Origin of the sequence: Altererythrobacter sp. C41 (assembly GCF_016803135.1) — a bacterium.
Taxonomy (GTDB): domain Bacteria; phylum Pseudomonadota; class Alphaproteobacteria; order Sphingomonadales; family Sphingomonadaceae; genus Pelagerythrobacter.
The window spans coordinates 692,956-716,812 of the sequence record NZ_JAEVFE010000001.1 but is presented as its reverse complement, the minus strand read 5'-3'; the positions used below and the strand labels follow the sequence as shown (position 1 = coordinate 716,812).

Genomic DNA, 23,857 nt, shown 5'->3' with positions numbered 1-23,857 from the left:
CCGCCGGCGACCGCACGACGATCCGGCACGATTTGCGATGAATCGTGCCGGATCGTTGTCACGTATCCGTATTCGGCGGGATTTGCCTTTGACAGCCCCGGCAAAAACGCGTTCAAATCGCCCCTTTCGGGGAGGCGATTCACCGAAACCGGTTTTCATCGAGACTTTAGGGGGTTCCCAGAATGAACAAGAACGATCTGATCAGCGCCGTCGCGGATTCCAGCGGTCTTTCGAAGAGCGATGCCTCGAACGCGGTCGAGGGCGTTTTCGATTCGATCACGAAGGCCCTGTCGAAGGGGGATGAAGTGCGGCTGGTCGGGTTTGGAACGTTCTCGGTCGCGCGGCGCAAGGCGTCGACCGGCCGCAACCCGCGTACCGGCGAGCCGATGACGATCAAGGCCTCCAATCAGCCCAAGTTCAAGGCCGGCAAGGGTCTCAAGGACAGCGTGAACTGAACCTTCCGCTCTGACGTCCGGGCCGCCCGCCTCGCGGCCCGCAACGAACACGCCGCGCCGTCAGAAGACGAGCGCGGCGTTTCTTTTTGGACGTTCGGGCGAGCGGTCAGCCCGCCTTGGCCTGCTCGATATAGCGCCCGACGTTCTTCGCCATGACGTCGAGCGGCGCATTGCCGCCGAGCACCACTGCGTCGTTGAAAGCCTTGAAATCGTAGGCATCGCCCAGCGCCTCCTGCGCACGGGTGCGCTGTCGCACGATCTCGCTGTGGCCGATCTTGTAGCCGCACGCCTGCCCGGGCCAGGAGCAGTAGCGATCGACTTCGCTCGCCACTTCGTCGGGATGCGAGCCATTGCGCTCGACGAAGAACTGCCGGCCCTGCTCGCGCGTCCAGCGCTTGTGGTGGAGGCCCGTGTCGACCACCAGGCGGCAGGCGCGGAAGGCGAGGCTCTGGAGGTAGCCGAGGCGGCCGACCTTGAACTCGTCGTAAGCGCCGAGCTCGTCCGCGATCTGCTCGGCATAGAGACCCCAGCCTTCGGAGAAAGCGCTGAACGAAAGGATCGAGCGGATCAGCGGCAGGCGGTTCGAATACTCGCCTTCCCAGACGTGGCCGGGGATCGTCTCGTGGTAGGTGAGGTCGGCGAGGTCGTATTTGCGGTGCATGTCGGTCGAACGGAGGTTGATCCACATCCGCCCCGGAATCGTTCCGTCCTTGCTGCCCGCGCCGCCGTAGGCGCCCGGCGCGCCGGGTTCCTCGGCCGGAGGCAGGCGGCGGACTTCGAGGTTGGGATCGACCAGCGTGTTGAACGCGCGCGGCATCTGCGCGGTGATCCACGCGATCCGCTCGTGGATGAAGTCCATGATCTCCTTGCGGCCCGGATCGCCCTCGGCGAACTTGTAACGCGGGTCTTCCGCCAGCGCCCGCATCCGCTCGCCCACGGAGCCGGTGGTGTAACCGATCTCCTTGAGGATCGGGTCCATCCGGCCATGCAGCTCGTCGAGTTCGTCGAGGCCGATCTGGTGGATCTCGTCGGGCGAGAGCGTGGTCGTGGTTGCCGCCCGCAGGCCCCAGGCGTACCACTCCTCACCCTGCGGCCGGGCCCACATGCCCGCCTCGGGCTTGGCCACCGCACGCTCGGCCTCGAGCTCCTCGAGCTGGCGCTTGAGCGCTTCGGTGACGGGGCCCGTCACCAGCGAGCGCGCCTGCGCCTCCCAGTCGCCGGCGAGCCCGGCTTCCTTCGTGCGCGTGACCAGCGAATCGACCATCGTGCCCCCGCCGGAGGTCTCGGCGATCGACTGCTCCATCTGCGAGATCGCGGCGTCGAGCAGGAAATCAGGCGGCACGAGCCCCATGCCGCGCGCCTCCTTGATCCGTGCGAGCTCGCCGTCGAGGGCGGCGGGCAGCGCCTCGAGCCGCGCGACATAGGCCTGCGCGTCTTCGGCGGTCTTCACCGGATGGCTCGTGTCCATGAACCGCGGCATGTCGAGATAAGTGCCGACGTTCTGGATCACGACGTAGGGCGAATTGCGCCAGCTCCCCACTGCGACGTCGCCGTAGGGCAGGGCGAACCCTTCCAGCGCGGTCGAATAGGCGCTCTCGACCACCTCGAAGCTGGTCCGCGTGTCGGCATCGAGCGAGGCGGTGTCGAACGCCCGCACCCGCGCGAGGTCGGCGCGCAGCGTCTCGGCATAGGCCTTCTGGCCCGCGGGCGACTGGTCTTCGAGCTGTGCGCGCAGCGCGGCGTGCGCGCCGGTGTCGACGCCGAGGCTGGTCGCGCGCTCGGGTTCGTGGCGCAGCAGGTTCCAGGCGACGTCCTCCAGCAGCGCGGCGCCTTCGCCGGATTGCGCGGAGGCAGACTGGCTCAGGACGCGCTCGCATCCCCCCAGTGCGAGCAGGGAGGCGCCGGCGCCGAGGCCTGCAAGTGCCTGGCGGCGGGTGATTTCGGTGGTGATTTGGGTCATGGCGCAATGTCTGACGCGCGCTCGCCCGGCTGTCAAACCGGCTGGCGGCCGGCGTGCGATGCGGTTAGGCCGGCGGCGTTAGCGGAGGAGTATCGCGCGAATGATGGGTACCGTGCTGTCGATCGTCATGCTGGCGGGCCTGCTGCTGCTGGTCGGCGCGTTCGCCCTCTGGCGCCGGGGCGGCTCGCGCAAGCAGGTGCTGCTGATGGTCCTGCTGGCGGTGATCTGCTTCGTCAACATCGCGATCTGGACGGTGCCCGACGCGGGAGGCGAGGCCCCGCTCGACTGGGTCGAGCAGAGCCAGGCCGGGTAGGTCAATCGGGCAACTGCCAGGATACCGCGCTGGACCAGGTCGCGGAGGCTTTCGCGCCCGCGGCGTCGATGCCGGGCTCGAACCGCGCGCGGCGGGTGACGAGATCGCAGGTGGCGCGATCGAGTTCGGAATGTCCGCTGGAGCCGGTGATCGTGCAGCTCTTCACCCGCCCGTTCGTGCCGACTTCGACCCGGAAACGGGCGACGCCGGTGAGTTCGCGGTTGATCCAGATGGTGCGATAGTCCGCGGTGGTCACCCACTGCCCCGGATCGTTGCGCGGGCGGGGCGCGACCGGATCCAACGCCGGAGTGACCTGGGCAGCGGGGGTGACCTCCGGCTTGGGGAACAGGTCCGTGGTCACGTCAGGGATCGGCGGCAGCGGGACGTCACGCACTTCGATCGGCGGCATCTCGGCGGTCAAGTCCAGCGGTTTGGGCGGGACATGGACGTAGCTTTGCGGGGTCGACGGCTTGTCTGGCGTAACCTCGGGCGTGGGTGGCGGGGGTTCGATCGGCACTTCCACGATCGTTTCGCCGGTCAGCTTCGGCACGTCCTCGATCATTCCGGTGACCTGCAGCCCCACCAGCAGGGCATAGGCGGCTGCGCCGTGAACCACGATCACCCCGGCGATGGACTTCGCCCGGTCGCGCGGCGTGCGCGTGTCGATATAGGCCATTGTCGTTCTCCTCTCCTCGATGCGCCTCCGAGGAACGGAGGCACTCCCTCCACCAAGAAGAATGATACAACGTAACTTTTGTTTCGGCCAAATGCTTTCGCGTTGCGGAGCGCAACCGGATTTCGATCTGACAGGGGAGAACGCCGCGCGGGCGGTCAGTCGTGGTCGGGGTGCTGGCGGTTCGTACGCCGGATCGCGGCGGCCCATTCGGCGTTATCGCCCGCCTCGGTCGCGCCCTCGTCGCGGAGTGCGGGGAGCGTGTCGAACCACGGCATGCGCGCTTCCGCGCCCATCTGCGAGTGCGGGGCGAAGGCGGCCGGATCGTCGAGCGAGCCGATGGTCAGGTTGGTGCGCCCGTTCGCGTGGGCGTGGTAGAACAGCGGCGTGCCGCACTGGGCGCAGAATCCGCGCTCGACCCCGGCGCTGCTCTCGAAGGTCGCGGGCGCACCGCGCGTCCATTCGAGGGCATCGTCGGGCGCGGCGACCAGCGCCGCGAACAGGTTGCCGGTCGCCTTCTGGCACATGCGGCAATGGCACAGGTGCGCATTGTCGAGCATGGCCGAGGCGCGGTATCGCACCGCGCCGCACTGGCAGCCGCCCGTCGCCGTGACAGGAAGCCGCCGCATCGCGCTCACTTGATCGAGCAGGCCGGATCGAGCCGGAAGTCGAGGTAGTTGTCGACCGACGCCATCAGATCCTCAATCTCGTTCTCGAAGAAGTGATTGGCGCGCGGGATTTCCTCGTGATGGATCGTGATGTGCTTCTGCGTGCGCAGTTTCTCGACCAGCTTGGTCACGGCGCCAGGCTGAACCACGGTGTCGGCAGCGCCCTGAATGAAGATGCCGCTGGCCGGGCAGGGCGCGAGGAAGCTGAAGTCGTACATGTTGGCCGGCGGCGCGATCGAGATGAAGCCGCGAACCTCGGGCCGGCGCATGAGAAGCTGCATGCCGATCAGCGCGCCGAAGCTGACGCCGGCGACCCAGGTGGTCTGCGCCTCCTGATGGATCGACTGCACCCAGTCGAGCGCGGCGGCCGCGTCCGACAGCTCGCCCACGCCGTTGTCGAAGCTGCCCTGGCTCCGCCCGACGCCGCGGAAATTGAAGCGCAGCACGGCGAAACCGCGGTCCACGAACGTCTTGTAGAGCCGCTGCGTGATCCGCTCGTTCATCGTCCCGCCGCCCTGCGGATGCGGGTGGAGGATCATCGCCACCGGCGCGCGCGGGCGCGGGGGAGGGGAGAAACGGCCTTCGAGGCGGCCTTCGGGGCCGGGAAAGATCACTGAGGGCATTGGGGAAATCCTGCCGGAGATGTTGGTTTCGCGGCGGACCGGGTGGTGCGCGCGAAGTCGGTGGCTATATAGTGCCGCGACCCGAAATCGCAATTCTTTCGAGCACCGCCCCATCCCTGAGCGCATCTATCTCGATCATGCCGCCACCACGCCGCTCCGCCCCGAGGCGCGCGCAGCGATGGAGGAGGGCTTCGGCATCTGGGCCAATCCCTCCAGCCCGCATGCGGAAGGGCGCAAGGCCAAGGCCGCGCTGGAGGATGCCCGGGCGCGGGTCAAGGCGGCACTGGGCTGGGAGGGGGAGGTGATCTTCACCTCGGGCGCGAGCGAGGCGCTGGCCATCGCCCTGCAGCGGGCGATGGCCGATCGGCGGATCGTCTCGGCGGTCGAGCACGACGCGGTGTTCCGCGCGGCGCCCGATGCCGAGGTGCTGCCTGTGCTGGCCGGCGAGATCGATCCTGGCGCGCTCGATGCCGCGCTGGAGCGGCCCGGCCACGCAGTCGTGGCGGTGCAGCAGGTCAATCCCGAGACGGGAACGCTCGTCCTGCCGGCGCAAGGCGACACGCTGCAGAGCCGCGTGCGCGAGGCCGGCGGTCTGCTCCTTGCGGATTGCTCGCAGTCGGTGGGCAAGTTGCCGCTGCCGGATGCCGACATGGCGGTCGTCTCGGCCCACAAGCTCGGCGGGCCGGTCGGCGTCGGCGCTCTGCTGACACGCGACTTCGCTATGCTCGAGCCGATCGGCGGGCACGAACGCGGCTATCGTGCCGGGACCGAGAATCTGCCTGCTATCCTCGGCTTCGCTGCCGCTCTTGAGGCGGGCGGGCCGGGGGGCTGGGCGACGACCGAGGCACAGCGGCAATCGTTTGCCGCCGCGCTGGCGGACCGGCGGGTCACGCCCGGTGCAGTGCAGTGCGCGCATATCCTCGCTCTCGCGCATCCCACTCTCAGCGCGCAGGCGCTGCTGATCCGGCTCGACGCGATCGGGTTTGCGGTTTCCGCCGGGAGCGCCTGCTCATCGGGCACCCTGAAGAAAAGCCGCGTGCTCGAGGCCTTCGGGGTGGACGACGAGACGGCTGCCCGAACGATCCGCGTCAGCCTCGGCTGGAGCACGACGCCGGGCGAACTCGACCGCTTTGTCGAGGCCTGGGCGAGGCTGGCGAGCGCATAATACCTCGGTGACAGGATAGCGAAAGCGCGCGATTGATGCCAAAGGGCGCCGCATGATCTATCTCGACTACCAAGCCACCACCCCGCTCGCGCCCGAAGCACGCGAGGCCATGCTGCGCTGGCTCGACGGGCCCGACGGCATGGGGTTCGCCAACCCGCACAGTCCCCACCGCATGGGCCGACAGGCCGCCGCGGCGGTCGAAGTGGCGCGCGAGCGAGTCGCGGCGCTCCTTCCGCCGGGCGGCCGGATGATCTTCACCGGCAATGCCTGCGAGGCGGTCAATCTCGCGATGCGCGGTTCGGCGACACGCCGAAAGGCCGGCATCGCCTGTTCCGCGATCGAGCATGCCTCGGTCCGCGACACTGCCCGGGCTCTCGGCCAGGTGACGGAGATCCGGGTCGACCAGAAGGGCCTGACCGACCCTGCGGCCGATTTGCCGGACGACATCGGCCTCATCGCGGTCATGTCGGTCAACAACGAAATCGGCACGGTTCAGCCGGTCGGCGAGTGGTATCGCCGCGCGCAGGAAAGCGGCGCACTGTTCCTGTGCGACGCGGTCCAGGCCTGCGGCAAGCGGGAGATCGCCGGCGCCGACATGATCGCGATCAGCGCGCACAAGATGCACGGGCCCAAGGGCATCGGCGCGTTGTGGGTGCGCGACGGGCTGGAGCTCGATCCGCAGGTCACCGGCGGGCTGCAGGAAGGCATCCGCTCGGGCACGCTGAGCCCCGCGCTCTGCGCTGCCTTTGGCGCGGCGGCGGAGCTTGCGAAGGCCCGCATGGCGGAGGATGCGGCGCATATCGAGGCGCTCTGGCGTCGCGCGCGCGAACTGTTCGCCGACTGGACGCTCAACGGCAGTGCGGAGGCGCGCTGGCACGGCAATCTCAATATCCGCAAGGATGGCCTCGACGTCGCGCGGCTGATGAGCGACTGCCGCGAGGTGATGTTCTCCGCCGGATCGGCCTGCGCCAGCGGATCGGGCGCGCCGAGCCACGTGCTGCGCGCGATCGGCCTCACCGACGCCCAGGCGAAGAGCTCGATCCGCCTCGGCTTCGGCCGTTACACCACGCACGCCGAGATCGAGGAAGCCGCCGGCCTCATCAACGCCGCGGCGGAGGCGCAGGGCGCGTGAGCGTGCGCGTCCGCTTCGTCACGCCGCAGGGCCGGGTGGTCGAGGCCGAGGGCGAACCGGGCATCCCCTTGCTGGAAGTGGCGCAGGCGGCGGGAATGCCGCTGGAGGGGACGTGCGAAGGGCAGATGGCCTGCTCGACCTGCCACGTGATCGTCGCCGCCGAATGGTTCGCCCGTTTGCCCGAAGCTACCGAGGATGAAGAGGACATGCTCGATCTCGCGGCGGGTGTTCAGCGCACGAGCCGCCTTTCGTGCCAGATCGTGCTTTCCGAAGAACTCGACGGCCTGGAAGTGCGCGTCCCGGTGGAGAGCCGGGACATGAGCGTGATCTAGGCGCGCAGCGCTGCGAGCAACTGCTGGTAAAGCCATTCGCGCGCGTCTGGTTCGACATAGGCGTGGGTCGCGCCCTTGCAGTAGGCGACGCGCTGATCCGCCGGATCCCAGGCGGAGGCAAAGGCCTGGGCGGTACGGTCGGCGTCTGCCAGCAGGATCCGAGCCGGTCCGCCGAACGCCTCCAGCCCGGTCTTGATCTCCTGCGCGAGCGAGCTGGGTGCCGATTTAGGCAGTGCCGCCTTGGCGATTCCGCGCGCGAGCTTGCCGAGGTCGACCTTGCCGGTGACGAGCCGCGCCAGTTCCTTCGGGTTCTTCAGTTTCTCGGCATAGCGGGCGCGGACGGCCTCGGGCGGCGGGATCGCGTCGTCATCGCCCTCGATCGTCCACGGGTTCGACAGGACCAGCGCATCGCATCCTGCGCCTCTGGCCAGCATCAGCGCGCTCGCGGCATCGCAATTGCCGAAGCCGATCACGCGGTTCATTTGCGGTGTGATGGCGCGGAAAGCATCGAGCGCGGCGACGATGTCCTTGCGGCTCTTGCGAAAGCCGAGGTTCTCGCCCTCGCTGTCACCGACGCCGCGGCGGTCGAAGCGGAACACCGGGAAACCGGCCTTCTGGATGCGCGCGGCAAGCTGCGCCTGGCCGGAGAACGCGCCCGCGCGGATCTCGTTGCCGCCGCTGACGATCAGCAGGCCGACCGACGCCGGTGCGGTGTCGAGCGTGCCGGCGAGCGTGGAATCCTCGCATGCGAACGTGAGCGGCAGGCGCTTCATGCCGGGGCGAGTCCCGTTGCGATCGCGGCAGCCAGCGCATCCGCCTGTTCGGGCGATTCGTCGGGTTCGGCGCGCAGCCAGAGGGCCCCTCCGCCGATCGCACCCTGATCGATCTCGACCTGAGCCGCGTCCGGCTGCGGCGCGGCGCTCTCGAGCTGAGCGAACAGGTCGGGGCCGAGCGGCCAGCCGGCCAGCTCCACGCCTTCGCTGCGGCCGGTCTGCTGGAGCGCTTCGATGGTCTCGTCACGGCCGGCCTCGCGTGCGGCGATCGTGCGGGCACGCAGCATCGCGCGCAGCACCTGCCGGCCGGCGACGGGGGCGTAGTTCCAGCCGGGCATTTCGGGCGGGGCAGCCAGCACCCCGCCGCGCAGGGTCAGGACATGGGTCGCGGAGAAATGCGCTGCCGCCGCCGCGGCGCACTGGCGCCAGTGGTCGAGCGACTGCGCCTCGAGCGGCTGGCGGCTTTCGTTGCAACCGGGGAGGTCGGGCAGCACCGAGTCGATCCCGGCGCCATCGAGTCGCTGCATAACTTCCACGGTCAGCCGCCGCAGCTTGTTCGCCTCGTCGAACAAGGCGGGAAGCACCAGCACGCGCACGGCGCGCTTGCCGCCGAAGGTGAGCGCGATTTCCTCGTGCGTGCCGCCCCCGACGGTCGGGCACGGCCAGGTCGTGAAAGCACGTCCCGTCAGTTTTCTACGACTTTCGCCTCGGCGAAGGCGAGCAGCCCGCCGTAGGTCTCCAGCATCTCGCCGTCGACGTCGTCATCCTCGATGATGATGTCGAGACGGTCCTCCATCTCGGTCAGCAGGCCGGCGACGGCCATCGAGTCGAGCTCGGGCAGATGGCCGAACAGGCCGGTGTCGCCGTCGAAGCGCTCGACTCGCTCCGCATCGAGCCCGAGCACGTCGCGCAGGATCGCGCGCAACTTTGTGTCGATATCGCTGCGGCTTGGCGCAAGTTCGGTCATGTTCGGGCTCGTCCCCTGAAATTTGGCCCATGCAGTTTGGCCCTGCAATTCGGCGGGCCGCCCTTAGCCGCGCCCGGAAGCGGGTGCAAGGCGGCGGGCGAAGCGCTTGGCCAGCGCAGGCCATGCACGCGGCTGCCGGAGGTCGAGGCAGTCGAGTCGAAAGCGCGGCCGCACGATCTCCATCCAGTCCGCCTTGTAGCCATCGTTGCCGGTGCCGAAATCGACCAGCGCGACGCCATCGCGGTCGATCACATGCTCGAATAGTGCAGCGGTCAGCGTGGTGCCGGCCGACAGTTCCTTGCGGCTTTCGAGGTGGGCGAGCTTGTGGATGTAGGCGGTGCCGTTCTCGGCCGTCCAGAACTGCGCGGCGACCGGCTCCCCTTCGTGCCGTGCGACCGCGAGGCGGATACGGCTCGCTTTCCCTTCCGCCTCGGCAAAGCGGCGAAGCAGGTCGGGCGTGCCTTCCTCGGGCTTCCAGCTTTCCGCGTAGATCGCCTCGTAGGCCGCCCAGTCGGCGGCGTCGAAGCGCTCGCGTATCGTGACCTCGACTTTCTTTGCCTTGCGCTTGAGCGTCGTTCGCATCCGGCCCGGCCGCGAGGCCCAGTATTCGGCGAAGCTGCGCCCGTTCACTTCGAGCACGTGATTGTGGTCGCACTGCTCGCGCGCGACGAGCCAGCCTGCGCTGCGGAACGCCCGCTCGAGCCGGGTGGCGGAACCGTCCTCGTCCGGCACTGGCCATAGCGTGACGCGGTGCGTCTGCCGCCTGAGATCGCGCGCGAGCCCTGCGAGCAGTCGCTCCGCTTGCGGTCCCTCCGGCGCGAGCTGGCGCCAGGTGAAGCTGTACCAGTTGCGCAGCGGCTCGAGCCGGCCATTGGCGCGGGTCAGTGCCAGTGCGGCCTTTGCTTCACTGTCTTCCGCCAGCGCGATCAAGGGAGCGATCCCGCTCTCGGCCAGCAGGGCGAACCACTCGGGCCGTTCGAAGGGCGAGGGCGCCCGTTCGATCGTCCCTTGCAAGACGTTAACCTCATCGTGATAGCTGGCGGCGATCACAGCCTATGCGTTCCTCGAAAGTTCACATGCCCCTCGCACCAGATCCAGTTCCCCGGCCGCTCGACCATCTCGCCGAACGTGGTGAGCCGGATGCACCCGCGCTGGTGCTGCGCGAGGGCACGCTTAGCCACAAGGACTTAAGAACCCGTGTCGCTCGCATGGCGGCATGGCTGCAGAGCCAGGTGCCCGGGCGCGGCGAACGCGTGGCGAGCTGGGCCGCGAAGGGGGAGCTGACCTGCCTGCTGCCGCTGGCCTGCGCGCGCGCCGGCCTGGTCCATGTCCCGATCAACCCGCTGCTCAAGCATGCGCAAGTCGCGCATATCCTCGCCGACAGCGGCGCACGCCTGCTGCTCGCGACCGAAGCGCGGCTGAACACGCTGGAGCAGGGCGATCTGCCCGAACATTGCCGCGCCTTGGCGGAGGACGACGCGGTTGCGGCGATCGAGGAGTTCGGCGGCTCTCTCGGACCCTCCGAAGCCGATCCGGACGAACTCGCGGCCATCCTCTACACCAGCGGATCGACCGGACGTCCCAAAGGCGTGATGCTGAGCCATGCGAACATGTGGCTCGGGGCGGTGAGCGTGTCGCACTATCTCGGCATCGAGAGCGACGACGTGACGCTCGCGGTCCTGCCGCTGTCGTTCGACTATGGGCAGAACCAGCTTCTCAACAGCTGGTACGCGGGCGCCTGCGTGGTGCCGCTCGACTATCTCTTCCCGCGCGACGTCGCCAAGGCCTGCGCCCGGCATGGCGTCACGACACTCGCCGCCGTGCCACCGCTATGGGTGCAACTGACCGATCTCGACTGGCCCGAGGAGGCGGTAGCGCCGATCCGCCGCCTGACCAACACCGGCGGTGCGCTGACCGTCGATCTCGTCCGAGATCTTCGCCGTATCTTCCCGCAGGCACGGCTTTTCCCGATGTACGGGCTGACCGAAGCCTTCCGCTCCACCTATCTCGATCCGGCCCTTGTCGACACGCATCCGACCTCGATGGGCCGCGCGATTCCCTTCGCAGAAATCCTGGTCGTGGGCGACGACGGCAAGGTCACCCAAGCCGGCGAAGAGGGCGAACTGGTGCATTGCGGCCCGCTCGTCGCGCAGGGTTATTGGCAGGATGCCGAGCGGACGGCGGAGCGGTTCAAACCTGCTCCGGCAGAGTCCGAGTATGGCGGTACGGCCGTATGGTCGGGCGACCGTGTCCGGCGGGATGAGAACGGGTTCCTCTATTTCGTCGGCCGGCGCGACGCGATGATAAAGAGCGCGGGCAACCGGATCAGCCCGCAGGAGATCGAGGATGCGGCGATCGCAACCGGATTGGTGGCAGAAGCGGTCGCGCTCGGCGTGTCCGACGAGCGGTTGGGACAGGCGGTGCACCTGGTCGTGCGCGGGGCTGCCGGCGCGGCGGATGCCGAGGAGCGATTGCCCAGGGCACTGGCGAAGGACCTGCCCAACTTCATGCAACCCAAGGTGATTCACTGGCGCGAGGCGCTGCCGACCAATCCCAACGGCAAACTCGATCGCACTGCGATCGCACGGGAGATCACCGGATGAAGCCGCTCGGTCCCATTCCCGCCGGTTTTGCCGCGCTCGACGGCGAACTCGCCATCGGCGGGCGCAAGGCGAGCGACCTGGTCGCGGAGGCAGGGACGACGCCCCTGTTCGTCTACTCGCGCGACATGCTGCGCGCCCGGGTGGCGGCACTGCGGGACGCCATGCCCGAACGGCTCGGGATCAACTACGCGATCAAGGCCAACCCTTACGCGCCGGTGCTGGAATTCATGGCTGGACTGGTCGATGGTTTCGACGTCGCATCGGCGGGGGAACTCGCGAGGCTTGGCGAGGCGGGCATCGATCCGGCACGAGTGAGCTTCGCCGGCCCCGGCAAGCGCGACGAAGAACTCGAAGCTGCAATTTCAGCCGGTTGCACGATCAATCTCGAGTCCGAGGGAGAAGCGCAGCGTGCGCTCGCGATCGCCGAGAGGCTCGGCGCTCAACCCCGTCTGGCGATCCGCGTGAACCCCTCGTTCGAGCTGCGCGGCTCGGGCATGAAGATGGGCGGCGGCGCCAAACAGTTCGGGATCGACGAGGAACGCGTGCCCGCCATCGGGCGTGAGATCATCGCCGCGGGTGCTGAATGGCGCGGGCTGCATATCTTCACCGGCAGCCAGGCACTCGACGCCGAAGCGATCATCGAGACCCAGGCCAACGTGCTCGCGCTGGCCGACCGGCTGGCGGGCGAAATCGGCGCGGCCTTGCCCAAGCTCAACATGGGCGGCGGCTTCGGCATCCCGTACTTCAATGGCGACACGCCGCTCGATATCCGCTCGGTCGGTGCGGCGCTGACGGAGCGGTTCGTCCAGCTACCCGACAGCCTCGCCGCGACCGAGCTCTGCATCGAGCTCGGCCGCTATCTCGTGGGCGAGGCGGGAGTCTATCTGACCCGCATAATCGACCGGAAGGTCAGCCACGGCCAGACCTTCCTCATCACCGATGGCGGTCTGCACCACCAGCTTGCCGCCTCGGGCAATTTCGGCACCGTCGTCCGCCGCAACTATCCGCTGGCGATCGCGACACGCTTCGATGCCGCGTCGGAGGAAGAGGCCAACGTGGTCGGGTGCCTCTGCACGCCGCTCGACCGGCTGGCCGATCAGGCGCACCTGCCGCGTGCGGAAGTCGGCGATCTCGTCGCCGTCTTCTGCGCGGGAGCCTACGGCGCGACGGCATCGCCGGCGGACTTCCTCGGCCACGGTCCCGCGCGGCAGATGCTCGTTTAACCTTTTCGCCCCGGCTGTCCCGTATCGGGACCGTCCGTCAGAAGGCGAAGAAGGCTAATAGTATTTTCACCCTTTTTGGGGAGGAAGCCTCCCTTGAACCGCGGGTGCGGAAGGGGAGGTCGCTCCTCCGCTCCGCATGTCGCGCCCGCAACACAGGCCCCGCAAGGCAAGGACGTGCATCGATGCCCATCGCCCGACTTTCCAAAGCGCTCGCCGGCACCGCGCTGGCCGCCCTCTCGCTCGCGGGCTGCGCCGGCGGTGGCGGCGCGCAGTTGCCCCCCGCCTCGTTCGTCGCGATGCAGGAAGGCCCGGGCGAGGAATATGTCATCGGGCCGCTCGACGAGCTGACGATCCACGTCTGGCGCAACCCCGAGCTCGGCGCGGAGAAGATCCAGGTCCGCCCCGACGGGCGCATCACCACGCCGCTGGTGGCGGACATGCCGGCAGTCGGCAAGACGCCGGCGATGCTGGCCGAGGATATCCGCCTGCAGCTTTCGCAATATATCGAAGAACCGCTGGTCTCGGTGATCGTGACACAGTTCGCAGGCACCTTCAGCCAGCAGATCCGCATCGTCGGCGCGACCGAGCAGCCGGCCTCGATCCCCTACCGCGCGAACATGACCGTGCTCGACGCGATGATCGCGGTCGGGGGTCTCAGCGAGTTCGCCGCGGGCAACCGCGCCAAGCTGATCCGCTTCGACAAGCAGGCCGGGCGCCAGCGCGAATATGCGCTGCGGCTGGGGGACCTGCTCAAGAACGGCGACAGCCGCGCCAACGTCATGCTCCAGCCGGGCGACGTGATCATCATCCCCGAAAGCATGTTCTGAGAAAGGCGCCGGGCGCATGAACGAGGTCTTCGAGGAACTGCAGGCGGCGCTCTATTCGGCGTGGCACCGGCGCTGGCTGGTGTTAGCGGTCGCTTGGGGCGTGTGCATCCTGGGATGGCTCGCCGTGGCCATGATCCCCAACACCTACGAATCGAAAGCACGGGTCTTCGTCCAGCTCGACGACGTGCTGGCGCAGCAGATCGGCATCGTCAGCGCCGGCAAGGACGAGATCGAGCGCGTGCGCAAGACGCTCCTCAGCTCGGTCAATCTCGAGAAAGTCGTGCGCTCGACCAAGCTGGGCGAGGAGGTCACCACCCCGTCGCAGATGGAGCGCGCCGTCGGCGGCCTGGCCGAGAAGATCAAGGTGGTGAGCACCGAGGGCAACTTGTTCGAGATCACCGCGCAGATCGGCAAGTCCAGCCTCTCCGATGCGGAGAATGCCGCGCTGGCGCAGGATGTCGTGCAGAAGATGATCGACATCTTCCGCGAGGAAAATATCGCCGGCAGCCGCGGCGAGCTGGCCGAGACACTGATCTTCATCGAGCAGCAGCTCGAGGACCGCAAGCGCGAGCTCGAGGCGGCCGAGCAGCGGCGGCTCGCCTTCGAGGCAGAACATCCGGAGCTGGTCGGCGGCACCACATCGCTCTCAGCCAAGGTCCAGAACCTGCGCGCCGAGATGCGCGGCGTCGATGCGGACCTCGCCGCGGCGCAGAGCGCGCTGGCGGCGATCCAGGGTCAGATCGCGGGCACGCCGCGCACGCTGGTGACGGCGGGCGAGGCCGGCGGCGCACGCGGCGCGCTGATGCAGGCGCGCTCGCAGCTCGCAGGTCTCCAGGCGCGCGGCCTGACCGACAACCATCCCGACGTCGCCGCGTTCAAGCGCCAGATCGAGCTGCTCGAACGGCAGGCGGCGCGCGAAGGACCGAACGCTTCGGGGACGGTAAACCCCGCCTACAGCTCGCTGGTCGCGATCCGCGCCGAGCGCGAGGCCAACGTCCAGGCGCTGATGGCGCGCAAGGCGGCGCTTCAGGCCGATCTCACCGGCATGATGGCGATCCAGGCCGACGAGCCCGCGGTCGCTGCCGAAGCCAACCGCATCAGCCGCGACTACGAGGTGCTCAAGCAGAAGTACGACGAGCTGCTGCAGAACCGGGAAGAGATGCGGCTGCGCAGCCAGGTCGAGAGCGAGCGCAGCTCGTTCCGCTTCGAAGTGGTCGATCCGCCATCGACGCCGCGCGCACCCGCTGCGCCCAATCGCCCGATCCTGCTGATCGGGGTGCTGATCCTGGGGGTGGGGGCCGGCGTCGGTGTTGCCTTCGCGCTCAGCCAGGTACGCTCGACTTTCGCCACCGGCGCCAAGCTCGAACGATCGCTCGGCCTGCCGGTGATCGGCACGATCTCGCACACGTTCACCGACGCGACTCGGGCGATTGCGCGCAAGCGGATGAAGATGTTCGTCGCGGGCTGCGCCTCGCTGGGCGGGCTCTGCGTACTGCTGCTCGCGGTCGAGTTCGTCCAGGTCGGCATGGTCGGGTGAGGAGAGGGACATGACCGAACACAAGAAGATCCCCGTCCCGCCCGAGGGGCCCAAGGAAAGCTCGCTGCTGGAGCGCGCAAGCGGCGCGTTCGGCTTCGATCCGTTCAAGGCCGCGCCCGTGCCGCACCGGCTGCCCGACGCGCCGATGAAGCGCGCCAAGGTGCGCCGGACGGACGAGGCCGCGGACGCCGCCCCGGTCGATCCCGCGCCCGAAGCCTCCGCCGAGCCGCCGGTCGAAGAGGCCGTGCCGGAGAGCCTTCCCGCGCCGATCGCGCCGTCGCAGGTGGTGGTCGAGCGGCAGGTCGGCGCCGTCGCCCTCCGGGGCAAACGCTTCCCGGTCGACCGCGAGCTGCTGCGCGAGCAGGGCCTGATCGTCCCCGACGGCGCGGTGAACGCTTTGGTCGAGGAATTCCGCATCGTGAAGCGCCGCGTGCTCGAAAGCGCGCATGCCACGGGAACCGCGCGCTCGCGCCGCATCCTCGTCTGTTCGCCGCATCCGGGCGAGGGCAAGACCTTCTGCGCCAGTAATCTCGCGATTGCGCTCGCCGCCGAACGCGACAGCGAGGTCCTACTGATCGATGCGGATTTCGCCAAGCCCTCGATCCTCTCGACGTTCGGTCTGCCCAAGGGCCCAGGCTTCATGGACTGCCTCGCGAACGACAACGTTCCGCCGGAAGACCTGGTGATCGGCACCGACATTCCGGGCCTGTGGGTGCTTCCCGCCGGCAATCAGACCAATGCCGACAGCGAATACCTCGCCAGCCGCCGCACCGCCGAGGTGCTCGACCGGCTGAGCATGGGCGCGCCCAACCGCATCCTGATCTTCGATTCGCCGCCCGCGCTCGCGGCCTCCCCGGCGGCCGAGCTCGCGAAGCAGGTCGGCCAGGCGATCCTCGTGGCCCGCGCGGATTCGACGGCGCAGAGCGCGCTGGAGGACGCGGCCGAGCTCCTGTCCGGCTGCCCGGACGTCAAGCTCGTGCTCAACGCTGCGCACTTCAGCCCCAGCGGCCGCAAGTTCGGCACCTACTATGGCTACGGGGAGTAAGGCGATGACCCGCACCTTCCTCGCCCCGGCCTGCGCGATAGCCGCGCTTGCCCTGGCGGCGCCGGTCTGTGCGCAGCAGACCGCGACCGAGGAAGCGAGCCAGGGGCGCGGCGACCGGCGCGTCAGCATCGATCCCTATATCGAGGCCTCGCAGGTCCTCGTCGCCGAACTTTCGCCGGGCGACGACACGGTGACGTATACCCAGCTTGCCGCGGGCGTGGATGCCAGCGTGACGGGCCGCAACAACGGCGGCGCGGTCTCGCTGCGCTACGAGCGTAACATCGGCTACGGCGACGAAACGCTCGATTCCGATACGCTGAGCGGCGTCGCCCGCGGGTATGCGACGATCGTGCCGCGCGCCCTGACGGTCGAGGGTGGGGCGCTCGCCGCCCGCACGCGGGTCGACGGCAACGGCGGTGCGACGCTCAACCCGCTGGTCGGCGACGACAGCGAGAGCCGCATCTACTCCGCCTACGCGGGCCCGAACCTCCACACGCGCGCGGGCGACGTCGAGATCAACGCCAATTACCGCATGGGTTACACCCGCGTCGAAGCGCCCGATGCGGTGGTCGTCACGCCGGGCGCCGCGCCGGTCGACGTGTTCGACGAGAGCGTGGTCCACGCCGCAGGCTTCCACGTCGGAACGCGCCCGGGCGAACCGCTTCCGGTCGGGTTGGGCGTCGGCGGGGGCTGGGTGCAGGAGGACGTCTCCAACCTCGACCAGCGCGTGCAGGATCGCTTCGTGCGGGCCGACGTGCAGGTGCCGGTATCCCGCGACCTCGCGCTCGTCGGCGGCGTCGGGTACGAGGATGTCGAGGTATCGAGCCGCGATGCGGTGCGCGATGCGGACGGCATTCCGATCGTGGGCAGCGACGGCCGCTTCGTCACCGACGATAGCGTGCCCCGCCGCATCGCCTACGAAGCGAACGGCCTGATCTGGGACGTTGGCGTCATGTGGCGCCCGAGCACGCGCACCGCGCTCGAGGCCCATGTCGGCCGGCGTTACGATTCCACCACCTACTACGGCACGTTCGCCTGGGCGCCGAACTCGCGCAGCAGCGTCAACGTCGCCGTGTACGACACGATCTCCGGCTTCGGCGGGCTGCTCAACACGGCGCTCGCCAATCTGCCGACCCAATTCACCGCGGCGCGCAACGCGCTGAGCGGCGACTTCACCGGCTGCGTCGGGGGCGAGGAGGGCGCGAGCTGCCTCGCCGGCGTGCTCGGTTCGGTGCGCTCGGCCGTGTTCCGTTCGCGCGGCGTCGCGGCGAGCTACGGCGTGCAGCTCGGCCGGATCAACACCGGCGTCGGCGCAGGCTACCAGCGGCGCAAGTTCATCGCCGCGCCGGGCACCGTACTCGCCTCGGCCGATGGCGTGGTCGATGAGGCGTACTGGGTCAGCTACTACCTGTCCGCGCAGCTCGGCCGCGATGCGGGTTTCGACGCCAATGCCTATGCGAGCCGGATCGACAGCGGCTTCGTCGACAGCGGCGAGGTCCTCGCGCTCGGTGCATCCGCCGCCTATCGCCGCGCGATCACCGACCGCCTGTCGGCCCGCGCCGCCGTGGCGATCGACCATCTCGATAGCGACGCCGCGATCGAGAACTACACATCGGCCTCCGCACTGCTCGGCCTGCGATACGATTTCTGAGGGGTTTGAAGCGATGTTCGACGACTTTTACGGGCTCACGGGTCGCCCCTTCCAGCTGACCCCCGACCCCAATTTCTATTTCGAGAGCACGACGCATCGCAAGGCGCTGTCCTACCTCGGCTATGGCATGGCGCAGGGCGAGGGCTTCATCGTCATCACCGGCGAGGTCGGCGCGGGCAAGTCGACGCTGGTCGCGCACCTGATGCAGAAGATCGACCGCAACCACATGACGGTCGGCCAGGTGGTCACCAGCAACCTCGATGGCGAGGAACTGGTCCACGTCGTCGCACAGAGCTTCGGCCTCGACGTCCAGGGGCATGACAAGGCCAGCGCGCTCGGCGCGATCGAGAGCTTCCTGCACGAGGAGGCGCGCGCGGGCAGGCGCTGCATGCTGGTGGTCGACGAATCGCAGAACCTCAGCGTCGAGGCGCTGGAGGAGCTGCGGATGCTGTCGAACTTCCAGCTCGGCGCGCACCCGCTGCTGCAGACGCTGCTGCTGGGTCAGCCGGAATTCCGCCAGGTGCTCGCCGAGCATCAGGATCTCGAGCAGCTCCGCCAGCGCGTAATCGCCGCCCATCACCTCGAGCCGATGGAGCCGGCGGAGATCGAACCCTACATCAAGCACCGCCTCGAATGTGTCGGCTGGCAGGGCAATCCCGAGTTCGACCAGCGCGTCTTCGCCGAGCTGCACCAGGCTGCCGGCGGCATCCCGCGCAAGGTCAACCAGGTGGCGACGCGGCTGCTGTTGCTCGGCGCCGTCGAGCAGCGCACGCGGATCGACAGCGCCATGCTTGGTGCCGTGCTCAAGGAAATGCAGAGCGACAACGCCTTTCCCGAAGCCGCGCCGGGCCCGCTGCCGAAGCTCGGCCCCGCGCCGGGGCCGGGCCCGGTCAAGCATGCCGTCTATCCCGAAGCCGTGCCGGTGACGCCAGTGCAGGTGCCGGCCGTAGATTTCGAGGCCATGCTCGCCGAACGCGACGCGCAGATCGCGGAACTGCAGCAGGCGGTGATCGAGCTGTCGCAGGCGGCGGAGCAGGACGACAGCGCGCAAAGCGAGGAACTCGTCGCCCGCATCGATGCCTTCGGCCGCCGGCTGGACGAGCAGGAGCGCTCGGTGCGCGAGGTTCTCACCATGCTGATCGAGTGGGTCGAAACCGGGCAGCTCCCGCGCGCCGCGGCCTGAGGAGGCGCGCGTGGAGGGGCACCGCATCGTCAACGGCCTGTCGGTCGACGTCGAGGACTGGTTCCAGGTCGGCGCGTTCGAGAACGTAATCGCGCGCGGCGATTGGGACCATCTCGCGCTGCGCGTCGAGGACAATGTGCTGCGCATCCTCGATCTCTTCGCCGAAGCCGGGGTCAAGGCGACCTTCTTCACGCTGGGCTGGGTGGCCGAGCGCAATGGCGCGCTGATGCGACGGATCGTCGAGGCCGGCCACGAGCTCGCGAGCCACGGCTACGACCATGCGCGGGTGTTCACTTTCGACCGCAAGCAGTTCGCCGCGGACATCCGGCGCGCGCGAGAGACGCTCGAGGATGCGGGCGGTGTGGCGGTGACCGGCTACCGCGCGCCAAGCTTCTCGATCGATCAGCGCACTCCCTGGGCCTATCTCGAGCTGGCCGAGCAGGGTTATGCCTACTCCTCCAGCGTCGCGCCGATTGCGCACGACCACTACGGCTGGCGCGAGGCGCCCCGCTTCGCGTTCCATCCGCTCCCCGGATCCGATCTCGTCGAAATCCCGGTGACCACCGCGACGTTCGGCGGCAAGCGTCTGGCGGCGGGCGGCGGCGGGTTCTTCCGCGTGCTGCCCTACGGCTTCTCGCGCTGGGCGATCCGGCAGGTGAACCGCCGCGACGGCCGCCCGGCCGTCTTCTACTTCCACCCGTGGGAGATCGATCCCGACCAGCCGCGGGTGCCCGGTGCGCCCCTCAGGTCGCGTCTGCGCCACTACACCAATCTCGAGCGCATGGCGCCCAAGCTGCGGGAGCTGGTGCGCGAGTTCGCCTGGGGGCGCATGGACGAGGTCGCGCAGCGCGAAACCGCGTGTGCGGTGCCGCTGGCGGCATGAACGCGCCCTTCGCTCCGGCTGCGACGACGGTTTCGCTCGCGGATTTGCGCGATGCGAGCGAAAGCGTGCGGATCGAGCGCTTCGTCGCGGAGCAGCGCGGGGCACTGTTCCATCGCCCGGCCTGGCTCCGCGCGGTGGAGCGCGGCACCGGCCAGCAGACGCTGGGCCTCGTGGCGGAGCGGCACGGCAGCCTCGTCGGGTGGCTGCCGCTGAGCGAGATCCATTCCCCGATCTTCGGCCGCGCGCTCGTATCGAGCGGCTTCGCGGTCGGCGGCGGCATTCTGGCGGAGGACGATCGCGGCGCGGTTGCACTCGCCCGCGCGGTCGAGGAGCTGGCGCAGCGGCGTAGCTGCGCGACGGTGGAGCTGCGGGGCGGGGCGCTCCCGGCCGGCTGGGACGTGCGCGACGACGCGCACGTCGGGTTCGTCGCCGATCTCGCGGCGGACGACGAGGCGCAGCTCCTCGCCGTTCAGCGCAAGCAGCGCGCGGAAGTGCGCAAGAGCCTGCAAGGCGATCTCGAGGTCCGTATCGGCCGCGACGAGGCGGACCGGGCGGCGCACTACGCGGTCTACGCCGAAAGCGTCCGCAATCTCGGCACGCCGGTGTTCCCGCGGGCGCTGTTCGACGCGGCGCTGGACGAGCTCGACGGTGACGTGCTCACCGTGCTCCACGCTGGGCAACCCGCGGCGAGCGTGCTGTCGTTCTATCATTCAGGCACCGTACTTCCCTATTGGGGCGGCGGTATTTTCGCGGCGCGCGCGCTACGGGCGAACGAGCGGATGTATTTCGAACTCATGCTGCATGCCCGCCGGCGCGGATGCCTGCGGTTCGACTTCGGCCGTTCGAAGGCGGGCAGCGGGCCGGCCGCCTACAAGAAGAACTGGGGCTTCGAGCCGCAGCCGCTCGCCTATGCGAGCTGGACCGCCCCGGGCACCGCCAGGCGCGACATCGACCCGAACAGCGACGCCTACTCGGCCAAGATCGCGTTGTGGAAGCGCCTGCCGCTCGCGCTCGCCAACCGGCTGGGCCCGCCGATCGCGCGGGGGCTCGGCTGATGCCCAGCGAGATACTCTTCCTCGCGCACCGCGTGCCGTTTCCGCCCGACCGGGGCGACAAGATCCGCTCGCACCATTTGCTGAAGCGGCTGGCCGAGATTGCGCCGGTCCATGTCGGCTGTCTCGCAGAGAACGACGGCGATATGGCGCAGGAGTGCGAGCTGGCGGGGATCGCCGCAAGCCATTTCCTCGCGCGCCGCGCAAAGCCGCTGCCGCTTGCGGGTATCGAGGCGCTGGCTAAGGGCCTGCCGGTCAGCCTCACGGCCTTCGACCATGCCGGCCTTCGCCGCTGGATCGCGGCCACGCTGGCCGAGCGGCCTATTGGAACCGTCTTCGTGTTCTCCGGCCAGATGGGGCAGTATGTCCCGTCGGACTTTGGCGGCCGCGTGGTGATCGACTTGTGCGACGTCGATTCGGCCAAGTTCGAAGCTTACGGCGAGAAAAGCGGCCCGCGCGCATGGATCGACCGGCGCGAGGCGCGCCTGGTCGCGCGGGAGGAAGAACGTCTGGCGCACCGCGCCCATTGCACGCTTTTCGTCAGCGAAGCCGAGGCGACGCTGTTCCGCTCCCGCCTGCATGACCCGGCCGGCACGCGCATCGAAGCGCTGCGCAACGGGATCGACACGGCGGCCTTCGATCCGCTGGCGACTACGCCGCACCCGGAGCTTGCGGCGCAGGCTGGGCCGCACCTCGTATTCACCGGGCAGATGGACTACGCGCCCAACGTCGCCGCTGCGCTGCGCACGGCGGAGCGGCTACTTCCAGCGATCCGGCAGGTTCATCCTGACGCGACCTTTCATGTCGTCGGCCGTGCGCCTGCAGCGCAACTGCGACGGCTCGACGGGCAGGACGGTGTCCGGGTCTGGGGGGAAGTGCCCGACGTGCGGCCTTTCCTCGCTGCCGCCGATGCCGTGCTCGCCCCGCTGGAGATCGCGCGCGGCATTCAGAACAAGGTGCTGGAGGCCATGGCCATGGCGCGGCCCGTCGTTCTCTCGCCCGAGGCCGCGACCGGGATCGACGCGCGCGATGGAGAGCACTTCGCCGTCGGGGCCGACGATGCGGCGTTGATCGACCGCGCGCTCGCGCTGTTGCAAGACGCGGCCGCCGCCGGGGCAATGGGCGCCGCCGCGCGGCGCTACGTGGTCGATCATCAAGGCTGGGCCGCCATGCTCGCCCCGCTGGACAAGATCGTCGGCGCCCGCCGCGCGGAGGCGCATCGCGATGCCGCCTGAGGCCAGCCTGCCGCTTGCGCGCGAGGGGCTGTTCGCTCGCCTTCCGACCGCGTGGCGCGGCCCGCTGGCCCGTCTCGCCACCGCCTGGCTCGCGCTCGTGCTCCTTACTGGCCGCGACTGGCTGGCGATGGCCGACAAGTGGTGGAACGTTTCGACTTACAATCACGTGCTGTTCGTGCCCCTGATCATCGGATGGCTGGCGTGGAACCGCCGCCGCGAACTGGCGGAACTGACGCCGCGCGCCTGGTGGCCCGGGCTCATGCTGGTCGCGGGATCGCTGTTCCTCTGGCTGCTCGGCACGCTTGCCGGGCTCAACAGCGCGAGCCAGCTCGGCGCGGTCCTTGCGCTTCCGTCGGCGGTGATCGCGCTGCTTGGCCCGCGGGTCGCGGTGGGGCTGGTCTTCCCGCTCGCCTATATGCTGTTCCTCGTGCCGTTCGGCGACGAGCTCGTCCCGACCCTGCAGATGGTGACCGCGGACATCGTCATCTGGCTCACGCATGCCAGCGGCATTCCCGCCGTGATCGAGGGGGTCTTCATCGACACCCCGGTCGGCCTGTTCGAAGTGGCCGAGGCCTGCTCGGGCGTGCGGTTCCTCGTCGCCATGCTCGCGCTCGGCGTGCTGATCGCGCAGACCTGCTTCCGGAGCTGGGCGCGCCGCACGGCCTTCCTCGCCTTCGCGCTGGCACTGCCAATTCTCGCCAACGGGGTGCGCGCCTGGGGGACGATATACATCGCGCAGTCGCAGGGGATCGCGTTCGCCGAAGGGTTCGACCACATCGTCTACGGCTGGGTCTTCTTCGCTTTCGTCGTCGCGGTGCTGCTCGCCGTGTCGTGGCGCTGGTTCGACCGCGAGCCGGACGAGCCGGCGATCGATCCCGAGGTGCTCCGCCGCTCGCCCTTCCTCGGCCGGCTTGAGCGTGCCTCGCTCGGCGCCAGCACGGCGCTCGGCGCGATCGTTGCGATGGCGCTCGGCTTCGCCCTCTGGGCCACGCTCGCCGCGCGAGTGGAGGCGCAGATACCGCCGGCGATCGCCTTGCCCGAGGTCGCGGGCTGGCAGCAACTCGCCTATGCGCCCGAGGTCGCGTGGCAGCCACGCGCGAGCGGCGCTGCACATCGGCTGATCGGCCGCTACCGCAATGCCGCCGGGGACGAGATCGACGTGTTCTACGCGCTCTATCCGGCGCAGGACGACAGGCGCGATGCTTCGGCGTACGGGGAGGGCGCGCTCGTGCCCGACACGCCGTGGCGCTGGCTGGAGCCGGGGCGGACGTCGCCGGAGGCGGCGGGCGATGTGCTTCTCGCCTACGGACGGCTCGTCCGGGTCGCCGAGACGAGCTACCGGAAGGGCGATCTCACCACCGGCAGCGCGGCGCGGCTCAAGCTCGCGACGATGCGCGACCGCCTGCTGCTGCGCCGAGGCCCGACCGCGACGCTGATCCTCTCGGTCGAGGGTCGCCCGGCAGCCGAAGGCGCGCAGGTCATCGATCGGTTCACCGCCGCCATCGGCGAGCGCGGCGCGTGGATGGACCGCGTCGCCGGCCTGCGATAGAGGCCGCG

General features: G+C 69.1%; 24 protein-coding genes. 16 read left to right on the top strand and 8 right to left on the bottom strand.

Annotated elements, in window-relative coordinates; translation table 11 throughout:
• Positions 1 to 182: 182 nt before the first annotated feature.
• Positions 183 to 455: an HU family DNA-binding protein gene (locus JNO53_RS03435; protein WP_119512878.1), complete on the top strand. Its 273-nt coding sequence runs from the start codon at positions 183 to 185 to the stop codon at positions 453 to 455.
• Between the two features lie 106 nt (positions 456 to 561).
• Here the strand turns inward: JNO53_RS03435 and JNO53_RS03430 are convergent, their stop codons facing one another.
• Positions 562 to 2,415 (bottom strand): DUF885 domain-containing protein, encoded by a 1,854-nt coding sequence (locus JNO53_RS03430; protein ID WP_203107615.1) that lies wholly within the window; start codon positions 2,413 to 2,415, stop codon positions 562 to 564.
• Between the two features lie 100 nt (positions 2,416 to 2,515).
• Between JNO53_RS03430 and JNO53_RS03425 the strand changes: the two genes are divergently transcribed.
• The gene (locus tag JNO53_RS03425) at positions 2,516 to 2,728 is read left to right on the top strand and encodes a hypothetical protein (protein WP_203107613.1); all 213 of its coding nucleotides are present in this window, start codon (positions 2,516 to 2,518) and stop codon (positions 2,726 to 2,728) included.
• 1 nt (position 2,729) lies between these two features.
• On the opposite strand, the gene JNO53_RS03420 is transcribed toward JNO53_RS03425, so the two are convergent.
• The 3 genes from JNO53_RS03420 to JNO53_RS03410 form a co-directional block, all read right to left on the bottom strand.
• On the bottom strand, positions 2,730 to 3,404 hold the full coding sequence (locus JNO53_RS03420) for a TonB family protein (protein ID WP_203107611.1): 675 nt from the start codon (positions 3,402 to 3,404) through the stop codon (positions 2,730 to 2,732).
• A gap of 155 nt (positions 3,405 to 3,559) precedes the next feature.
• Positions 3,560 to 4,030, bottom strand: a complete 471-nt coding sequence (locus JNO53_RS03415) for a GFA family protein (protein ID WP_203107609.1) — start codon at positions 4,028 to 4,030, stop codon at positions 3,560 to 3,562.
• A gap of 5 nt (positions 4,031 to 4,035) precedes the next feature.
• Positions 4,036 to 4,692 carry an alpha/beta hydrolase gene (locus tag JNO53_RS03410; protein WP_203107607.1) on the bottom strand — a complete coding sequence of 219 codons (657 nt, stop codon included), beginning with the start codon at positions 4,690 to 4,692 and terminating at the stop codon, positions 4,036 to 4,038.
• Between the two features lie 178 nt (positions 4,693 to 4,870).
• Here JNO53_RS03410 and JNO53_RS03405 point away from each other — a divergent pair, with 178 nt between their 5' ends.
• Genes JNO53_RS03405 through JNO53_RS03395 form a run of 3 tightly spaced genes read left to right on the top strand, consistent with a single transcriptional unit; the run spans position 4,871 to position 7,321 of the window.
• On the top strand, positions 4,871 to 5,857 hold the full coding sequence (locus tag JNO53_RS03405; protein WP_238401547.1) for an aminotransferase class V-fold PLP-dependent enzyme: 987 nt from the start codon (positions 4,871 to 4,873) through the stop codon (positions 5,855 to 5,857).
• Positions 5,858 to 5,909: 52 nt separating this feature from the next.
• A complete protein-coding gene (locus tag JNO53_RS03400; RefSeq protein ID WP_203107603.1) occupies positions 5,910 to 6,989 on the top strand; it encodes a cysteine desulfurase family protein in 1,080 nt (359 codons plus the stop codon).
• Positions 6,990 to 6,991: 2 nt separating this feature from the next.
• Complete coding sequence (locus JNO53_RS03395; protein WP_203107884.1) at positions 6,992 to 7,321, top strand: 2Fe-2S iron-sulfur cluster-binding protein; 330 nt, start codon at positions 6,992 to 6,994, stop codon at positions 7,319 to 7,321.
• Here the strand turns inward: JNO53_RS03395 and JNO53_RS03390 are convergent.
• From JNO53_RS03390 to JNO53_RS03375, 4 genes are all read right to left on the bottom strand, one after another.
• Positions 7,318 to 8,094, bottom strand: a complete 777-nt coding sequence (locus tag JNO53_RS03390; protein ID WP_203107600.1) for a hydrolase 1, exosortase A system-associated — start codon at positions 8,092 to 8,094, stop codon at positions 7,318 to 7,320. The two genes, JNO53_RS03395 and JNO53_RS03390, sit on opposite strands and share 4 nt — an antisense overlap.
• Positions 8,091 to 8,684 carry a hypothetical protein gene (locus JNO53_RS03385; RefSeq protein ID WP_338015288.1) on the bottom strand — a complete coding sequence of 198 codons (594 nt, stop codon included), beginning with the start codon at positions 8,682 to 8,684 and terminating at the stop codon, positions 8,091 to 8,093. The genes JNO53_RS03390 and JNO53_RS03385 overlap by 4 nt, the downstream gene beginning before the upstream one ends.
• A 95-nt stretch (positions 8,685 to 8,779) precedes the next feature.
• Positions 8,780 to 9,061 carry a phosphopantetheine-binding protein gene (locus JNO53_RS03380; protein ID WP_203107598.1) on the bottom strand — a complete coding sequence of 94 codons (282 nt, stop codon included), beginning with the start codon at positions 9,059 to 9,061 and terminating at the stop codon, positions 8,780 to 8,782.
• A 63-nt stretch (positions 9,062 to 9,124) separates the two neighbouring features.
• On the bottom strand, positions 9,125 to 10,111 hold the full coding sequence (locus JNO53_RS03375; RefSeq protein ID WP_203107596.1) for a GNAT family N-acetyltransferase: 987 nt from the start codon (positions 10,109 to 10,111) through the stop codon (positions 9,125 to 9,127).
• A gap of 26 nt (positions 10,112 to 10,137) precedes the next feature.
• Between JNO53_RS03375 and JNO53_RS03370 the strand changes: the two genes are divergently transcribed.
• The 11 genes from JNO53_RS03370 (at position 10,138) to xrtA (ending at position 23,849) form a co-directional block, all read left to right on the top strand.
• Positions 10,138 to 11,664: an acyl-CoA ligase (AMP-forming), exosortase A system-associated gene (locus JNO53_RS03370; RefSeq protein ID WP_203107594.1), complete on the top strand. Its 1,527-nt coding sequence runs from the start codon at positions 10,138 to 10,140 to the stop codon at positions 11,662 to 11,664.
• Positions 11,661 to 12,887 (top strand): pyridoxal-dependent decarboxylase, exosortase A system-associated, encoded by a 1,227-nt coding sequence (locus JNO53_RS03365; RefSeq protein WP_203107592.1) that lies wholly within the window; start codon positions 11,661 to 11,663, stop codon positions 12,885 to 12,887. Before JNO53_RS03370 ends, JNO53_RS03365 begins: the two co-directional genes overlap by 4 nt.
• A gap of 182 nt (positions 12,888 to 13,069) precedes the next feature.
• Positions 13,070 to 13,714: an XrtA/PEP-CTERM system exopolysaccharide export protein gene (locus tag JNO53_RS03360; protein WP_203107590.1), complete on the top strand. Its 645-nt coding sequence runs from the start codon at positions 13,070 to 13,072 to the stop codon at positions 13,712 to 13,714.
• Between the two features lie 16 nt (positions 13,715 to 13,730).
• Positions 13,731 to 15,251, top strand: a complete 1,521-nt coding sequence (locus tag JNO53_RS03355) for an XrtA system polysaccharide chain length determinant (RefSeq protein ID WP_203107588.1) — start codon at positions 13,731 to 13,733, stop codon at positions 15,249 to 15,251.
• A 10-nt stretch (positions 15,252 to 15,261) separates the two neighbouring features.
• Positions 15,262 to 16,296 carry a capsular biosynthesis protein gene (locus JNO53_RS03350; protein WP_203107586.1) on the top strand — a complete coding sequence of 345 codons (1,035 nt, stop codon included), beginning with the start codon at positions 15,262 to 15,264 and terminating at the stop codon, positions 16,294 to 16,296.
• Positions 16,297 to 16,300: 4 nt separating this feature from the next.
• Entirely contained in the window at positions 16,301 to 17,947 is a 1,647-nt protein-coding gene (locus JNO53_RS03345; protein ID WP_203107584.1) for a preprotein translocase subunit YajC, read from the top strand.
• A 13-nt stretch (positions 17,948 to 17,960) separates the two neighbouring features.
• Positions 17,961 to 19,130, top strand: a complete 1,170-nt coding sequence (locus JNO53_RS03340; protein ID WP_203107582.1) for an XrtA/PEP-CTERM system-associated ATPase — start codon at positions 17,961 to 17,963, stop codon at positions 19,128 to 19,130.
• Between the two features lie 10 nt (positions 19,131 to 19,140).
• Positions 19,141 to 20,013: an XrtA system polysaccharide deacetylase gene (locus JNO53_RS03335; protein ID WP_203107580.1), complete on the top strand. Its 873-nt coding sequence runs from the start codon at positions 19,141 to 19,143 to the stop codon at positions 20,011 to 20,013.
• Complete coding sequence (locus JNO53_RS03330; RefSeq protein WP_203107578.1) at positions 20,010 to 21,068, top strand: FemAB family XrtA/PEP-CTERM system-associated protein; 1,059 nt, start codon at positions 20,010 to 20,012, stop codon at positions 21,066 to 21,068. Before JNO53_RS03335 ends, JNO53_RS03330 begins: the two co-directional genes overlap by 4 nt.
• The gene (locus tag JNO53_RS03325) at positions 21,068 to 22,300 is read left to right on the top strand and encodes a TIGR03087 family PEP-CTERM/XrtA system glycosyltransferase (RefSeq protein WP_203107576.1); all 1,233 of its coding nucleotides are present in this window, start codon (positions 21,068 to 21,070) and stop codon (positions 22,298 to 22,300) included. The genes JNO53_RS03330 and JNO53_RS03325 overlap by 1 nt, the downstream gene beginning before the upstream one ends.
• The gene (xrtA, locus tag JNO53_RS03320; RefSeq protein ID WP_203107574.1) at positions 22,290 to 23,849 is read left to right on the top strand and encodes an exosortase A; all 1,560 of its coding nucleotides are present in this window, start codon (positions 22,290 to 22,292) and stop codon (positions 23,847 to 23,849) included. The genes JNO53_RS03325 and xrtA overlap by 11 nt, the downstream gene beginning before the upstream one ends.
• The last annotated feature ends 8 nt before the right edge of the window (positions 23,850 to 23,857 follow it).

Excerpts from the sequence above, each read along its gene's own strand:
- JNO53_RS03435 (WP_119512878.1), top strand. The coding sequence starts at position 183 with ATGAACAAGAACGATCTGATCAGCGCCGTCGCGGATTCCAGCGGTCTT.
- JNO53_RS03430 (WP_203107615.1), bottom strand. The coding sequence starts at position 2,415 with ATGACCCAAATCACCACCGAAATCACCCGCCGCCAGGCACTTGCAGGC.
- JNO53_RS03425 (WP_203107613.1), top strand. The coding sequence starts at position 2,516 with ATGATGGGTACCGTGCTGTCGATCGTCATGCTGGCGGGCCTGCTGCTG.
- JNO53_RS03420 (WP_203107611.1), bottom strand. The coding sequence starts at position 3,404 with ATGGCCTATATCGACACGCGCACGCCGCGCGACCGGGCGAAGTCCATC.
- JNO53_RS03415 (WP_203107609.1), bottom strand. The coding sequence starts at position 4,030 with ATGCGGCGGCTTCCTGTCACGGCGACGGGCGGCTGCCAGTGCGGCGCG.
- JNO53_RS03410 (WP_203107607.1), bottom strand. The coding sequence starts at position 4,692 with ATGCCCTCAGTGATCTTTCCCGGCCCCGAAGGCCGCCTCGAAGGCCGT.
- JNO53_RS03405 (WP_238401547.1), top strand. The coding sequence starts at position 4,871 with ATGGAGGAGGGCTTCGGCATCTGGGCCAATCCCTCCAGCCCGCATGCG.
- JNO53_RS03400 (WP_203107603.1), top strand. The coding sequence starts at position 5,910 with ATGATCTATCTCGACTACCAAGCCACCACCCCGCTCGCGCCCGAAGCA.
- JNO53_RS03390 (WP_203107600.1), bottom strand. The coding sequence starts at position 8,094 with ATGAAGCGCCTGCCGCTCACGTTCGCATGCGAGGATTCCACGCTCGCC.
- JNO53_RS03380 (WP_203107598.1), bottom strand. The coding sequence starts at position 9,061 with ATGACCGAACTTGCGCCAAGCCGCAGCGATATCGACACAAAGTTGCGC.
- JNO53_RS03370 (WP_203107594.1), top strand. The coding sequence starts at position 10,138 with ATGCCCCTCGCACCAGATCCAGTTCCCCGGCCGCTCGACCATCTCGCC.
- JNO53_RS03365 (WP_203107592.1), top strand. The coding sequence starts at position 11,661 with ATGAAGCCGCTCGGTCCCATTCCCGCCGGTTTTGCCGCGCTCGACGGC.
- JNO53_RS03360 (WP_203107590.1), top strand. The coding sequence starts at position 13,070 with ATGCCCATCGCCCGACTTTCCAAAGCGCTCGCCGGCACCGCGCTGGCC.
- JNO53_RS03355 (WP_203107588.1), top strand. The coding sequence starts at position 13,731 with ATGAACGAGGTCTTCGAGGAACTGCAGGCGGCGCTCTATTCGGCGTGG.
- JNO53_RS03350 (WP_203107586.1), top strand. The coding sequence starts at position 15,262 with ATGACCGAACACAAGAAGATCCCCGTCCCGCCCGAGGGGCCCAAGGAA.
- JNO53_RS03345 (WP_203107584.1), top strand. The coding sequence starts at position 16,301 with ATGACCCGCACCTTCCTCGCCCCGGCCTGCGCGATAGCCGCGCTTGCC.
- JNO53_RS03340 (WP_203107582.1), top strand. The coding sequence starts at position 17,961 with ATGTTCGACGACTTTTACGGGCTCACGGGTCGCCCCTTCCAGCTGACC.
- JNO53_RS03330 (WP_203107578.1), top strand. The coding sequence starts at position 20,010 with ATGAACGCGCCCTTCGCTCCGGCTGCGACGACGGTTTCGCTCGCGGAT.
- JNO53_RS03325 (WP_203107576.1), top strand. The coding sequence starts at position 21,068 with ATGCCCAGCGAGATACTCTTCCTCGCGCACCGCGTGCCGTTTCCGCCC.
- xrtA (WP_203107574.1), top strand. The coding sequence starts at position 22,290 with ATGCCGCCTGAGGCCAGCCTGCCGCTTGCGCGCGAGGGGCTGTTCGCT.